This window comes from Vibrio lentus, assembly GCF_030409755.1.
GTDB lineage: Bacteria > Pseudomonadota > Gammaproteobacteria > Enterobacterales > Vibrionaceae > Vibrio > Vibrio lentus.
Map to the genome: position 1 here is coordinate 320,676 of NZ_JAUFQE010000002.1, position 13,391 is coordinate 334,066.

Genomic DNA, 13,391 nt, shown 5'->3' on the forward strand with positions numbered 1-13,391 from the left:
GAGATTACTTATTCGCGTATATTAGAAGCTACGGCTGTACTGAAGACCCAGTAGGATTGCATCAGCATGAGTTGTGCCTGTAATTGACGAAACTGGTACAACAACTCCCGGAGCTGGCTCCACTTCAGTTGTTTCTTTAACATCTACATCGTCACCCATCAGGTACGTGAAACCAAAGTCGATGTTTGACTTTTCATCTAGGTGGTATGTAAAGCCTGCTGAGAACCACTGACGATCTGAGTCAGGAACAGAGATTGAAGTTAGCTCATCCTGTGCGCTTGTGTCGTACATGTAACCCGCACGTAATGTCCAAGTTTGGTTTAGGTAGTACGTACCACCGATAGCGTAGTGCATACCATTTTGCCATTCGTAGTCATTTAGTACGCCAGCGTCTTTAGCTTCTAGCTTGTCGAAAGAGCTCCAGCCGATCCATTGAACAGAGTAGTGTACTGCAAATTTTGTATCTTCAATGCGGTGGTAACCAGAGAACTCAAGAAGATCTGGTAGAGGCATGTGTAAAGTGTCGTTCTTGTACTCGGTACCTAAGTAAGAGATGTCGCCTTTTGCATCAAGCTCAGGAGAGTAGTGATAAGCTAAACCGAAACGGTTGTTCTTATCTAGTTCGAACACAGTACCTACGTTAAAGCCTAGCGCCCAACCATCAGCGTCAACATTTAAAGCATCGCCCTGCATACCAAGTGGGTTTGGTCGCTGAAGCTTACCTTTACCGTAGATTAGATCAAGGCCAGCACCAAAGCTCCATTGTTCGTTTAGACGGTATGAACCAGCAAGGCCAAAGTTAACACTTTGTACATCTGTTAGACCACCAAACTCGTTACCTGCGTAATCTCCAGAAAATTCAGTTTTCGTACCGAAGTTAGAGTACGCGTTCACACCCCAAGCAAACTTGTCATTTACAGGAACGATAAGGTGGATGTTTGGAGCGATAGAAGTACCACCTGCGTCATCGTAGTTTGCATTTGAAGACAAAGGAGAAGAAACTCCGCCTGGATTGTATTGAGCATCTTTAACTTCAATCATTGAAGTGATCGACTCAAAACCAAGAGAAAGTTCAACGCTATCAAATAGTGCCATTGCTGCAGGGTTACGTGCCATTACTGACGCGTTATCTGCGATTACTGCATCACCAGCGAAAGCACGGCCGATGCCGGTTGCTGATTGTGCGTTAAGTTGGAAACCTGCTGCCATCGCTTGCGAAGACGCCAGTGTGATTGTTACTGCTAAAAGAGACTTTTTAAACAGACGCGTGTTGTTGGTAGTCATTCATTTATTCCTTTATATATCCGCCTCTACAGGGCGATTAATTTGAGCAATTGCTCAATGGTGGCTGATCCTATTCGGAAGTATACGATATACAAATCCGACCATTGGAAATTTTGAGGATAAAATTATGGAAATGACGCCTATCTGACACGAAAATGGTGGGAAATGCTTCTTTTTAGAGTTTTAACTCTAGATGTATTGGTGGTGTGAATGGTTTTTCGGTTTGTCTATAAATAAAGCCCAGCAATATCAAGAGTATAGTTGCTGGGCCTTTTGTGACGGGGCTTTGAGAGCGAGTTAGCTCATCGGTTTGATCATTTTGGTTAGCTTTTCGGCGATCTTAGAAACGTCCTCGCCATCTTCACCTACGAGGATCAGACTGCTGTTATCGATAGGTGTTACCGAACCTGACATGCCTTTTTCATCGAAGTCGATCGATTTGTCAGTCGGAATCCCTGTTAAAAACAGCGTGACTTTGCCTTTTTCACCTTGGAAAACCATGTGCATTGCATTGGACTTACCAAAGCCACAATGATTTAGGTAGTAAACGTGATAAGGAAAAGCTTTATCAAACTGAAAATCAAATGGGTTCATTTTGGCATTGATCTGTTGTGATGTGACTTGTTCATCAATTCCACTGACGAAGCTCTTTTCATTAACCACATGTTTCATTGCTGTATCAGCCAAACTTGCTTGAGCTGGAGAGACTAACGCATTTCCCCAGTTAACTTGGCCAACGAGTAAACCTGCAACGAATGCAACTGAGGCTGCCATTGCCATCGCTCGTCGAGCAAAAGTAGGCCTTACTACTTTGCTTTCTTCGCTTGAGGTTTGATTGAAGAGAATGCGATCAGCAAGATCGTCTGGCACATCCACGTTCATTGCTGAATGGATCTTCTTATCAAGCGATAGTACATCGTCTAAAAAGTTACTATTGGCTTCGCTATTTGCTGTCGCATCAATAATATCTTGTGTGCGTTGTTTAGGTTCCGACAATACACGACGACGAAATTCCAAATCATCCATTATGTTGCCCCCTCTCTGCCTCTTCTGTATCCAGCATCTCTTTCAACTGATTTCGAGCTCTGAATAAACGTGTCATCACCGTGTTCTTGTTGAGGTCGAGAATATCCGCGATCTCATCACCACTAAACCCACCAATCACTTGCAAGAAAAGAGGTTCACGATAATCAATTTCAAGTTTCATGATCTGAGCTTGTAACCACAGATGTTGATGGTGTGGGTCATCACTGACACTAGCATCATTACCATGATCGTCGATATCAACCAGATCAAACTGCTTGCGTTCAAAACGTCGAGCGTTCTCGCGTCTCAAGATGGTAATCAGCCAAGACTTAGCGGCTTTTTCATCTTGTAGGCTATCGAGTGACTTCCATGCTCGAAGGCAAGTCTCTTGTACTAAATCCTCGGCAATGCTTTTGTCTTTACATAACCAATAGGCGTAGCGAAAGAGGTCACGATGATAGGCACGCACGAGTGCTTCGTATTTTCTTTGTTTGTCCATATCAGAGTTGACCGGACGCTTGGCTGTTTTCTTTCCAAACATTTTTATTATTGACACACGAGCCTCCATAATTGCTCTGCGTATAGCTGTCCTCTATACGTTGTGCTTCGTTTTTATATTTTTAGAGCTAACGATCATCGGCAGGAAATCGTAAAATCACATTAAAATTGATCTACTTCAAAATCTAAGGCCTCGAACCCGTTATAGTACACCTTGTCGTCTAGTTAGTCATTCGTGGCTAGCATGTTGAGCAAGACGACACTTCCTTTTGAAGGCTGACTTTACTTTCTCCTAATCAGGAAACTGATTATTTCAATTGGCGTTAAGTTAATTGCTTTATATACGTTCCGACCACACAGCTTTGTGTGGTTTTTTTTTGCCTTCAGAAAATACTCTGATACAAAACCATCGACTCTTTACCCACACATAACAGTCTCAACTAGCAATAGTTTAGTCTCTTAGGACAACCTTTCCCCCAAAAAGGTTCGCCTGAATGTGCAGTTATATTTTCAAGCAGTGAGATACTCGTATCACGTTTATTTAAACGCTCGTTTGATTTAATTAACAACTTCTTTACAATGCTTCAGGTCAGACCTCTTAACTTTAAGGAGAAACCATGGGCAAACAGGAAGTCAAAACGCGTTCTGGAGAACGTGTTGCCGTTGTCGCTGGACTACGAACCCCATTCGCTCGTCAGAGCACAGAATTTAGCCAAGTGCCTGCGGTTGACCTAGGCAAAATGGTTGTGAGCGAAATGCTTGCACGAACGGATATCGATCCTGCGCTTATTGAGCAAGTTGTATTCGGCCAAGTTGTGCAGATGCCAGAAGCGCCCAATATTGCGCGTGAAATCGTATTAGGCACCGGTATGGACATTAATACTGATGCTTACAGTGTGACACGTGCTTGTGCAACGAGCTTCCAAGCGGCAGTTAACGTCACAGAGAGCATTATGGCTGGCACGATTGATGTCGGTATTGCGGGTGGCGCTGATTCTTCTTCTGTATTGCCAATCGGTGTTTCGAAAAAGTTAGCGGCAAACTTATTAGCGCTCAGTAAAACCAAAACCATGGGTCAAAAGCTTAAGATTCTTAAAACGCTTTCCGTTAAAGATCTTATGCCAGTACCGCCTGCTGTTGCTGAATACTCGACTGGTTTATCTATGGGTCAAACCGCTGAGCAGATGGCGAAAACTCATGGTATCACCCGTCAAGAACAAGACGCACTTGCTCACCGTTCTCACTCTTTGGCTTCTCAAGCTTGGAAAGAGGGCAAGATCCAAGGTGAAGTGATGACAGCCTTCCCAGCGCCTTATAAAAAGTATTTAGCAGAAGACAACAACATTCGTCATGACTCGACCGTTGAAGGCTACGCTAAATTACGCCCAGCATTCGACAGACAATACGGCAGTGTAACGGCAGCCAATGCCACGCCTCTTACCGATGGCGGCGCCGCGGTGATGTTGATGCGCGAAGGCAAAGCGAAAGAGCTAGGCTTAGAAGTGCTTGGTTACATTCGTGGCTACGCGTTCTCAGCGATTGGTGTTGAAACGGATATGTTGATGGGTCCGACTTACGCGACTTCTCAAGTTTTGAAGAACACGGGTCTAGAATTATCAGATCTAACACTTATCGAGATGCACGAAGCGTTTGCAGCTCAAGTTCTAGCTAACGTCAAAATGTTTGCAAGTGACGAGTTTGCTCAGAAGAATCTTGGCCGTGACAAAGCGATCGGTGAGATTGATATGGAGAAATTCAACGTGCTGGGTAGCTCAATTGCTTACGGACACCCGTTTGCAGCGACTGGTGCGCGTATGATGACTCAGACACTGCGTGAACTTAAACGTCGTGGTGGTGGCCTAGCATTGAATACTGCTTGTGCGGCTGGTGGTTTAGGTGCAGCAATGATCTTGGAGGTGGAATAATGTCTACGACTCTTGATGTGAAAAAAGAAAAGAAAGCAGTCAAAAAAACGGATTCAAAGCCAGTGACTGCATCTAAAAGTGACAAGACGGTTTTAAACGATGAAGCCGTAAAACCGGCGACCGCGTTTTCTTTAACTATCGATGACCAAGATATTGCATGGCTTGCGATCGATGTGCCAAACGAAAAAATGAATACGCTACAAGCAGCGTTTGCCGAAGAAATGAAGGCAATCTTCGATCAGTTGAAGGAAAAGCAAAGCCGAGTTAAAGGCTTAATCGTTCATTCATTGAAGCCAGATAATTTTATTGCTGGCGCTGATGTTCGAATGCTTGATGCCTGCAAGACGGCTGATGAAGCACAATCTCTCGCTCGTCAGGGGCAAGAGATGTTCCAAGCGCTTTCTGATTTGCCTTATCCTGTTGTCGCAGCGATTCATGGCCCATGTTTAGGTGGTGGCTTAGAGCTAGCACTATCGTGTGATTACCGCGTATGCACAGACTCAGACAAAACTCGCCTTGGCTTGCCAGAAGTCCAACTTGGTCTGCTACCTGGTTCTGGTGGTACGCAGCGTCTTCCTCGTCTTATCGGTTTACTGCCTTCTCTTGACCTTATTCTTACGGGTAAACAGCTGCGCGCTAAGAAAGCGAAATCGCTAGGTGTCGTGGATGCTTGTGTGCCAGAAACTATCTTGCTGGAAGTGGCTAAGAGCTTTGTTGAAAAGAACTCAGGCGGTAAAAAAGGCAAGCGTTTGGCGTCTAAAAGCCAAGCTTCGACCAAAGAAAAACTAATCTCACGTACGGGTCTTGGTCGTAAGGTTATTTTTGAACAGGCTTCGAAGAAAACTAACCAGAAAACACGCGGTAATTACCCTGCAGCCGATGCGATTCTTGATGTGATTCGTTACGGCCTTGAGAACGGTTTTGATAAAGGTCTTCAGTATGAAGCGAAACGTTTCTCTGAACTGGTAATGACTTCAGAATCTAAAGCCCTTCGTTCGATTTTCTTTGCAACGACTGAAATGAAAAAAGAACACGGCGCAGACGCAGAACCGAAAGCGGTTAAGCGTGTTGGTGTGCTAGGTGGCGGTCTAATGGGGGCAGGCATCAGCCATGTCAGCGTTGCTAAAGCGAAAGTACCGGTTCGTATTAAAGATGTGTTTAACGAAGGTGTGCTCAATGCGCTTAACTACAACTACAAGTTGTTCGATAAGCAGCGTAAACGTCGTATCCTGAGCCGAGCTGGCCTTGAAAGTAAGATGCTTCAGCTTTCTGGTGGTATCGACTTTACAAGCTTTAACCATACTGATGTTGTGATTGAAGCGGTATTTGAAGATCTTGACCTTAAGCAGTCAATGGTTGCGGACATTGAAGCCAATGCCAAGCCTAGTACTATCTTTGCGACCAACACTTCTTCATTGCCAATCCATAAGATTGCAGAGAAGGCGCAACGACCAGAAAACGTGGTCGGTCTTCACTACTTCAGCCCAGCAGAAAAAATGCCACTGGTTGAAGTTATTCCTCATGAAACAACCTCAGAAGAGACGATTTCGACGGTTGTTGCATTAGCGAAGAAGCAAGGTAAAACCCCTATTGTTGTTAAAGATACAGCTGGCTTCTACGTGAACCGTATTCTTGCTCCATACATGAATGAAGCGGCGCATTTGTTACTGGCGAATGAGCCGATTGAAAAGCTCGACAGCACGTTATTGGACTTTGGTTTCCCGGTTGGCCCAATTACTTTGCTAGACGAAGTCGGTGTTGATATCGGTGCGAAAATCATCCCAATTTTGGTTAATGAATTAGGCGAACGTTTCCAAGGCCCTGATGTGTTCGACATTCTGTTGAATGACAACCGCAAAGGCCGTAAGAGTGGCAAAGGTTTCTACACTTACAAAGGTAAGAAGAAGGAAGTTGATAAGTCAGTTTACAAGCTGCTTAAGCTGCAACCTGAACCTAAGCTAAGTGATAACGACATCGCAATGCGTTGTGTGTTACCGATGCTTAACGAAGCGGTTCGTTGTCTAGATGACGGCATTATCCGTAGTCCAAGAGATGGCGATATTGGTGCTATTTTCGGTATCGGTTTCCCGCCATTCCTAGGTGGTCCGTTCCGTTATATGGATCAAGTGGGTATTAAGTCACTGGTAGAGATGATGAACGACTTCGCTAAGAAGTACGGTGATCGTTTCGCGCCATGTGATGGCCTACTGACACGCGCTGGATTGGATGAGTCTTTTTATAAGTAACTCTCTAGTCTGCTAGTTATTGAGCCCGTATCAAGCAATTGATGCGGGCTTTTCTGTTTGGTGGCTGAGCGAAAGGAATAAGATTCCCAACTCAGTCATTCTTCCTTCTCGGGAATGACGACTGAGATGTAAAAAGTAAGCTATTGTGTTGCACCCAATAAAAAAGGTTGATGCTTTCACATCAACCTTCTGATCTTTTTACTAAGAACGACTAACCAAGCTCACAGTCTTTCGGGCGCAGTTGAAACTCATCAATAGAGCCTATTTCCACACCTGCTGATAGCTTTTCTTCTTCGTTATGCGCATTACCTTGCGCGTGCATAATCAGACGATTTGCGGTGCGTGGTTTAAGTTGGCTAACCACGAAGCGCATCATGTCAGAGCGAGTCAGACCTTTGAGCTCTTCTAGCACACGATCTCTTTGATTGAATTCCAAGTCCTTATTGCCTATCGCAACCCATAAGCGCTGAGCTCGACCTCGTAAGGTGGTATCTGGCGTTGAAATTTGATTCCAGAGGCCGCGTTTACTGCTGTGCCATTGATAGTCATTAAGCTCTAACAGCACCATGTAAAAGGCATTGAGGAACTCGTCTATTGAAGCCAACAGATCTGCTGGCGCTGCATTCGGGGACTGCACGTACAACACAATACCTGGGTGTCGGTTAAGCGGCATATTACCGGTGCCGACCATATAACCTAGCTGTTGCTTGGTACGAATCTCGTGGAAGAAGGTGGCCGACATTAAGTGGTTAGCCAGTGAATACAGCGCAATGTTTTCAGGTGAGATATCGGCGCACTGGTAATAAACCACGATCGCTGAATCATCTTGGTTACACACCACTTCACGTTGAAAGCTGCCGTTCTCACCCAACATGATTAACGGGCGCAATGACTCTTCGTAGGCTTGGTCTTGAACACGCAGGGCATCTTTTAGCGTTTCCGCCATTTTGTGTGCATCGGCTTTTTTCCAGTCGCCATACACAAACATCTCTACATGCAGTTCAGCCAAGATAGCTTGAACAAAAGAAGAGAGTTCATCGACCTCTATCGTTTCCAGCGCTTCAATTAATACAGAGTAGGGCGGGTTATTTGGCTGCAAGATCCCGGTCATCGCATTAAACAGCTGCGAAATAGGGCGGTCTTGCGACGCATTATTCCAGTTTCTTAGCAATTGATGCTTAATCGTTTCGAAGCGTGTTGGACTAAAGTCGCGTGCTTGAAAGCGTTCAAGGATCATATTGAGCAATTGTGGCTGCTTCTCGCTGAATCCAGAAAGCGTGAGTGTGACACCACCTTGATGGGTATACATGTTGTAGCCCATACCGGCGATTTCAGCCTGATAAGTATCCTTTTCAAGCGAGTCTAAGAACATCTCTACACACAAGCGTGTTTTGACGATATTTCTAGGGCTAGCTACCGAGTGTGGGCTGTCGATGGCGATATACACGACACCTTTCGGTACTCGAAACTGATGATCTTGTAGATGCCACAACTTAAATCCGTCTAACTCTTCGAGCAGCTGTGGAAATTCAGTTTGCTCTTCAAGCTCGGCAGGGTCTAAGTCATAACAAATAAATGGGTTTCTATCGGGTAATTCAAATTGCCAACCGGGATTGATGCAGGTAAAACACTGTTGCTGTTCGCTGCTAAACGGTGTCACGGAGTAGGGCGTAAAGTACCACTTCGCTTCTCGGTCATATTCGAAACCTTGGGCAACAATGGTCGCGCGCATATTGTCGACGGTTAAGTAAGGAAGCAGAGACCGTTGTAACTCGTCATCGAAATGCGACATTTTATAATCGCCATACACCACGTCTTGCTCTTGGTAGTGTTGCATGTTGATCACTAGGTGACTTACGACATCAAGCGGCCTTGCTGGCTCTTGAAAGCGGAACGCGGACTCTAAAACCGCACGCTTCTCTAGGTAACGCCACTCTTCAATACCTTGTTGTTCAATCAACTTGATGTACTGGAATACGGCTTGGATGATGTTGTCCGTTTTGGTCAAACCTTCGATGGTCAATGAACAACTGACCGTGAAATCACGATAGTTACTGCCACTGGCACCACCACCGGCCGAGAGAGAAGTAATCCAACCTTTTTCCTTCAGTTGCATCATTAGGCTGCCGTCACCCTCATAACCTAATAGGTGAGCAAAGAACGACAGTGGCTTAATACCATAGTGTTCATCCATGCTTGGCATTGGGAAAGTTAAAATCAGTTTTCGTACTTCTTTTATCGGCTCTACGTGTACTTGTACGCCAGTGCTTAACTCGCCAACAATGGGTACTTCAACCTTCTTGCCTTGTAGGTTGTTATTGGTAATCGAGCTAAAGCGATCCTCAACCCAGCTTTGCATCTCATTTAATGACTGATTGCCAGAAAGTGTCAGCGTCATTAAGTCAGCAGAGTATTGTTGCTGGTGGAAAACTAAGATCTCTTGTCGAATCGTCTCACCGTTTCTGTCGCCCAACGTATCGATATTACCGACAGAAAACTTCGAGAATGGGTGATTGTGATTTACCAACTCTTTGGTAACTTGGTACAAGCGTCGCGAGTCGTCATTGAGTTTCATCTTGTACTCAGAATCAACAGCTTGGCGTTCTTTGTCTAAGGCTTCTTCGTTGAACAGGGGAGCCGTGAAAAATTGGCTGAAGCGATCGAGTGCGGTTTCAAAGGCATTCAATTCAACATCAAAAAAGAAGCAGGTGTGCTCTGTTCCTGTCCAAGCGTTGTTGCTACCGCCATGTTGACTGATAAAACTTTGGAACTCTCCGACCTTTGGATACTTTTCAGTTCCCAAAAATAGCATATGCTCTAAGTAGTGAGCTAAACCCTCTCGGTCTGTAGGGTCATCAAAATGCCCGACATTAACGGCGAGTGCGGCTGCAGCTTTTTGAGCGTTCTGATCGTGAACTAACAGTACTCTCAACCCGTTATCCAATGTTACGTAACGGTATTGATGTTCATCATTAGGGCTTAAATGCACAGATGCATCTCCAGAGAAGGTGGTTTTTAAATTATGTACGCGATGATTTAAGGTGCAAACCTCGCGATCATATTTTGGGATATGAAGTGCTTTTTGGCGACTTCTAAATCACTTTTATCGATTTTTATCAGTGATTTATTTTCTTTTAATAAGATTGTTAAGAAAGTCGAACTCTTTAGCAAGTGACTTGATATAATTATTTATATAGACTGCGGTTTCTCTAGTTTGAGAGCCAAACGCTAAGTAGCGTATCGCTGATATGGGATATATCGACTTTCGAAATGTTACGTAGACAGGACTGAACATGAAAATATTCATAATGCGCCACGGTGAAGCAGAACATTTTGCTAACTCGGATGCAGAACGAGCGTTAACGAAGCGCGGTAAAATGGCGTCTCTTGCGGTAGCTCAAGCTGCAAATGAGCAAGGGTTTAGCCAGTTCGATAAAGTGCTTGTGAGCCCATACTTAAGGGCACAAGAAACGTGGTTAGAAATCTCTCAAGCGTTTTCTGGAAAGAAAGTAGAAACCTGTGATGATATTACGCCTTACGGAATGTCCGACGATGTGTTTGATTTGACCATAGCAATGGCTGAAGTAGAAAAGCTAGAGACCATTTTATTTGTTTCTCATTTACCTCTAGTGGGCTATTTAACGGCTGAATTTGCGACGGGCATGGCGCCACCTATGTTTCCAACATCAGGGCTAGCGTGTATTGAATTCGACCTTGAAAAACAAAAAGGTGAGTTGCTTTGGAACATTAATCCATAGCTGAGACCGTTTTCTCAAGATAAATAAAAGGGCACCTCATGATTATTGAGATGCCCTTTGTTGTTTCTAACGGACTATTTTGACCAAACGACAAGGTGCTGGACGTACTTTTTAGAATAAAGAGCAAGTCGATGGCTATTTATCTGGGATAGCGAGTAAAACCAGTAGCGCCCCATGGCCGCCAAACTCTAAAGGCGCTTGGTGGAAGGCCATTACGTCTGGGTGCTGTGCTAACCACAGTGGCACTTTCTGCTTCAAAATGTGCTTGCCGATACCATGCTGAACACAGGCACATGCCACACTTTCTTTAATACAGTGTGCAATCATAGCCCCAAGCTCACGTTTGGCTTCTTGCTGCGTCATACCATGCATATCGAGATACACGTCGGGCACATAGACCCCACGACGTAGACGTTTCACTTCGTATTTAGAGACATCATCGCGCGCATAACGTGTTGGTCCTTCCTCACTAAGGTGCGGAATGAACTCGTCAGAGAAGTAAAACTCGCTATCACTGGCTTGTCTGGCCGTTCGAGTAATTTCTTTTTGCTTGGTATTTCTTTTTGGCTGCTGGACTATGGTATCCTGTTGCAACTTTTTAACGCCCTTTACTGCATCGTTGAATAAGGCGAAATCGTCATCAAAGTCGGTGTCTTTTTTGCTCATCAGGTTATGAATTCTAAATTAGAAACGTAATTAGCAGTATTGTAGCGCTTTTCGGAGACAATTTTGGATAAGATTTTTGTAGAAGAAGCGGTATCAGAACTACACACGCTTCAAGATGTGATTCGTTGGACTGTTAGCCGCTTTAACGCAGCGGGCCTATTTTATGGTCACGGCACTGATAACGCGTGGGATGAGGCGGTACAACTTATTTTACCTACTCTGTATCTACCGATTGATGTTCCTCCGCATGTTTTGAACTCTCGTCTAACAAGCAGTGAGCGTCTACGCATTGTTGAGCGTGTGATCAAGCGTATCAATGATCGCACCCCTACAGCTTACCTAACCAACAAAGCTTGGTTCTGTGGTCTTGAGTTCTTTGTTGATGAGCGCGTTCTTGTGCCTCGTTCTCCAATTGGTGAGCTGATTGAAGCTCAATTCCAACCTTGGTTAACTGAAGAACCTGTTCGTATCATGGATATGTGTACGGGTAGTGGCTGTATTGCGATTGCATGTGCTCATGCTTTTCCTGATGCGGAAGTGGATGCGATTGATATCTCTACTGACGCACTGCAAGTTGCAGAGCAGAACGTTCAAGATCACGGCATGGAGCAACAAGTGTTCCCAATCCGTTCAGATCTTTTCCGTGATTTGCCAAAAGAAAAATACAACCTGATCGTATCGAACCCACCTTACGTGGACGAAGAAGATATGAACAGCCTGCCAGATGAGTTCACACACGAACCAGAACTTGGCCTAGCTGCAGGTACAGACGGACTGAAACTGGTTCGCCGTATTTTGGCAAACGCACCAGACTACCTAACTGATGATGGTATTCTGATCTGTGAAGTCGGCAACTCAATGGTTCACATGATGGATCAGTACCCAGAGCTTCCATTCACTTGGATTGAATTCTCAAACGGTGGTCACGGTGTATTCATGATTACTCGTGAGCAGTTAGTGGCTTGCGCAGACGAGTTCTCTATCTACAAAGACTAGGTTACTGTTAGTTGTTAGCTTAGGGATTAAGCTGGAAACTTAAGGTTAGAACCTTATAAGACGTTCTATTTAAAACGTTTGAATTTAAACGCCATGCAGCAATGCATGGCGTTTTTTATTGCTGGAATTTAAGGGATAAGTAATCAACACAGAGTGAACGTACTTAATATTTAGTTGCTTAATATGAATAGCTATTACATATTGGTGCCTAATATTTAGTCGTTTTAGTGAGTTAAGGAGAATTCGCGATGAGCTTTGATACATGGATTTATTATTTGTTGGCGGTGTTAATTTTAACAGCCTCGCCAGGGCCAAGCTCTTTGTTGTGCATGACTAAGGGTGTGCAATCAGGCTTTAAGTTATCGATATTTACCGCCTTGGGTAGCGTGACTGCCATTACCGGAATCTTAACGTTATCGTTTACCGGTTTAGGGGTGATTATTGCTTCATCAGAAGTGGTGTTTAATATCATTAAGTGGACGGGTGCTGCTTACCTTATTTATCTCGGTTGGAAGTCGCTACGGTCGAGTCAGCAAGATTATGACAAGCTATCGAATCAACAAGCAGGCTCTCAACCTGTTAAAGAAAGCGCTGCGCAGCATTATGTGAGTGGCTTTATTGTTGGCGCGAGTAATCCAAAAGCTATCCTGTTTTTTACCGCACTTTTCCCTCAGTTTATTGACCCGTCGATAGCGCTATTTCCTCAATTTTTGGTGTTCGCTTTGACCTTCGTTGTCATGGAATTGTCTTGGTTATTGGTCTATGCCTACCTAGGTGCAAAATCATCAACTTGGTTATTTGCAAAGGGTCGAGCCAAGGTGTTTAACCGTGTTACAGGGGGCGTGTTTATTGGTGCTGGAGCGCTACTTTCGACGACAAGCCGAGCATAACTTTTCGATTTATCAAAGGGCTGAATAGTTACAGAAAATTCTTAGTGCTGTCATAAAAGGTTAATATTAATATGCTTGCTGCTTTTGGCGAAAAGCCGATAT

The 13,391-nt window shown here is 44.4% G+C and carries 10 protein-coding genes; 5 read left to right on the plus strand and 5 right to left on the minus strand.

The features are described 5' to 3' along the window. Window positions 1-21 precede the first annotated feature (21 nt). The 3 genes from QWZ07_RS09890 to QWZ07_RS09900 form a co-directional block, all read right to left on the minus strand. Window positions 22-1,284 carry an outer membrane protein transport protein gene (locus QWZ07_RS09890; protein WP_017071731.1) on the minus strand — a complete coding sequence of 421 codons (1,263 nt, stop codon included), beginning with the start codon at window positions 1,282-1,284 and terminating at the stop codon, window positions 22-24. Between the two features lie 297 nt (window positions 1,285-1,581). Next, complete coding sequence (locus tag QWZ07_RS09895) at window positions 1,582-2,310, minus strand: DUF3379 domain-containing protein (protein WP_192853207.1); 729 nt, start codon at window positions 2,308-2,310, stop codon at window positions 1,582-1,584. After that, entirely contained in the window at window positions 2,303-2,851 is a 549-nt protein-coding gene (locus QWZ07_RS09900) for a sigma-70 family RNA polymerase sigma factor (protein WP_004736042.1), read from the minus strand. The genes QWZ07_RS09895 and QWZ07_RS09900 overlap by 8 nt, the downstream gene beginning before the upstream one ends. 574 nt (window positions 2,852-3,425) lie before the next feature. On the opposite strand from QWZ07_RS09900, the gene fadI reads away from it, so the two are divergent. Together fadI and fadJ are read left to right on the plus strand one after the other, a co-directional pair. Continuing rightward, the gene (gene fadI, locus QWZ07_RS09905) at window positions 3,426-4,733 is read left to right on the plus strand and encodes an acetyl-CoA C-acyltransferase FadI (RefSeq protein WP_102351303.1); all 1,308 of its coding nucleotides are present in this window, start codon (window positions 3,426-3,428) and stop codon (window positions 4,731-4,733) included. Then, window positions 4,733-6,979 carry a fatty acid oxidation complex subunit alpha FadJ gene (gene fadJ, locus QWZ07_RS09910; RefSeq protein ID WP_192853208.1) on the plus strand — a complete coding sequence of 749 codons (2,247 nt, stop codon included), beginning with the start codon at window positions 4,733-4,735 and terminating at the stop codon, window positions 6,977-6,979. Before fadI ends, fadJ begins: the two co-directional genes overlap by 1 nt. 211 nt (window positions 6,980-7,190) lie before the next feature. On the opposite strand, the gene QWZ07_RS09915 is transcribed toward fadJ, so the two are convergent. After that, window positions 7,191-9,968 carry an insulinase family protein gene (locus QWZ07_RS09915; RefSeq protein WP_192853209.1) on the minus strand — a complete coding sequence of 926 codons (2,778 nt, stop codon included), beginning with the start codon at window positions 9,966-9,968 and terminating at the stop codon, window positions 7,191-7,193. A gap of 304 nt (window positions 9,969-10,272) precedes the next feature. Here QWZ07_RS09915 and sixA point away from each other — a divergent pair, with 304 nt between their 5' ends. After that, window positions 10,273-10,737, plus strand: coding sequence for a phosphohistidine phosphatase SixA (gene sixA / locus QWZ07_RS09920; protein WP_012603460.1), 465 nt, complete (start codon window positions 10,273-10,275; stop codon window positions 10,735-10,737). A gap of 135 nt (window positions 10,738-10,872) precedes the next feature. On the opposite strand, the gene smrB is transcribed toward sixA, so the two are convergent. After that, window positions 10,873-11,403, minus strand: coding sequence for an endonuclease SmrB (gene smrB, locus QWZ07_RS09925; RefSeq protein WP_065104881.1), 531 nt, complete (start codon window positions 11,401-11,403; stop codon window positions 10,873-10,875). A gap of 63 nt (window positions 11,404-11,466) precedes the next feature. Between smrB and prmB the strand changes: the two genes are divergently transcribed. Both prmB and QWZ07_RS09935 read left to right on the plus strand, forming a co-directional pair. After that, window positions 11,467-12,399 carry a 50S ribosomal protein L3 N(5)-glutamine methyltransferase gene (prmB, locus tag QWZ07_RS09930; RefSeq protein ID WP_017104863.1) on the plus strand — a complete coding sequence of 311 codons (933 nt, stop codon included), beginning with the start codon at window positions 11,467-11,469 and terminating at the stop codon, window positions 12,397-12,399. A gap of 248 nt (window positions 12,400-12,647) precedes the next feature. Continuing rightward, window positions 12,648-13,289, plus strand: coding sequence for a LysE family translocator (locus QWZ07_RS09935; protein WP_102327878.1), 642 nt, complete (start codon window positions 12,648-12,650; stop codon window positions 13,287-13,289). The last annotated feature ends 102 nt before the right edge of the window (window positions 13,290-13,391 follow it).

Bases quoted from the DNA above. Each gene is read 5' to 3' on its own strand.
- fadI (WP_102351303.1), top strand. From the start codon at position 3,426: ATGGGCAAACAGGAAGTCAAAACGCGTTCTGGAGAACGTGTTGCCGTT.
- QWZ07_RS09890 (WP_017071731.1), bottom strand. From the start codon at position 1,284: ATGACTACCAACAACACGCGTCTGTTTAAAAAGTCTCTTTTAGCAGTA.
- sixA (WP_012603460.1), top strand. From the start codon at position 10,273: ATGAAAATATTCATAATGCGCCACGGTGAAGCAGAACATTTTGCTAAC.
- smrB (WP_065104881.1), bottom strand. From the start codon at position 11,403: ATGAGCAAAAAAGACACCGACTTTGATGACGATTTCGCCTTATTCAAC.
- QWZ07_RS09935 (WP_102327878.1), top strand. From the start codon at position 12,648: ATGAGCTTTGATACATGGATTTATTATTTGTTGGCGGTGTTAATTTTA.
- QWZ07_RS09900 (WP_004736042.1), bottom strand. From the start codon at position 2,851: ATGTTTGGAAAGAAAACAGCCAAGCGTCCGGTCAACTCTGATATGGAC.
- QWZ07_RS09895 (WP_192853207.1), bottom strand. From the start codon at position 2,310: ATGGATGATTTGGAATTTCGTCGTCGTGTATTGTCGGAACCTAAACAA.
- fadJ (WP_192853208.1), top strand. From the start codon at position 4,733: ATGTCTACGACTCTTGATGTGAAAAAAGAAAAGAAAGCAGTCAAAAAA.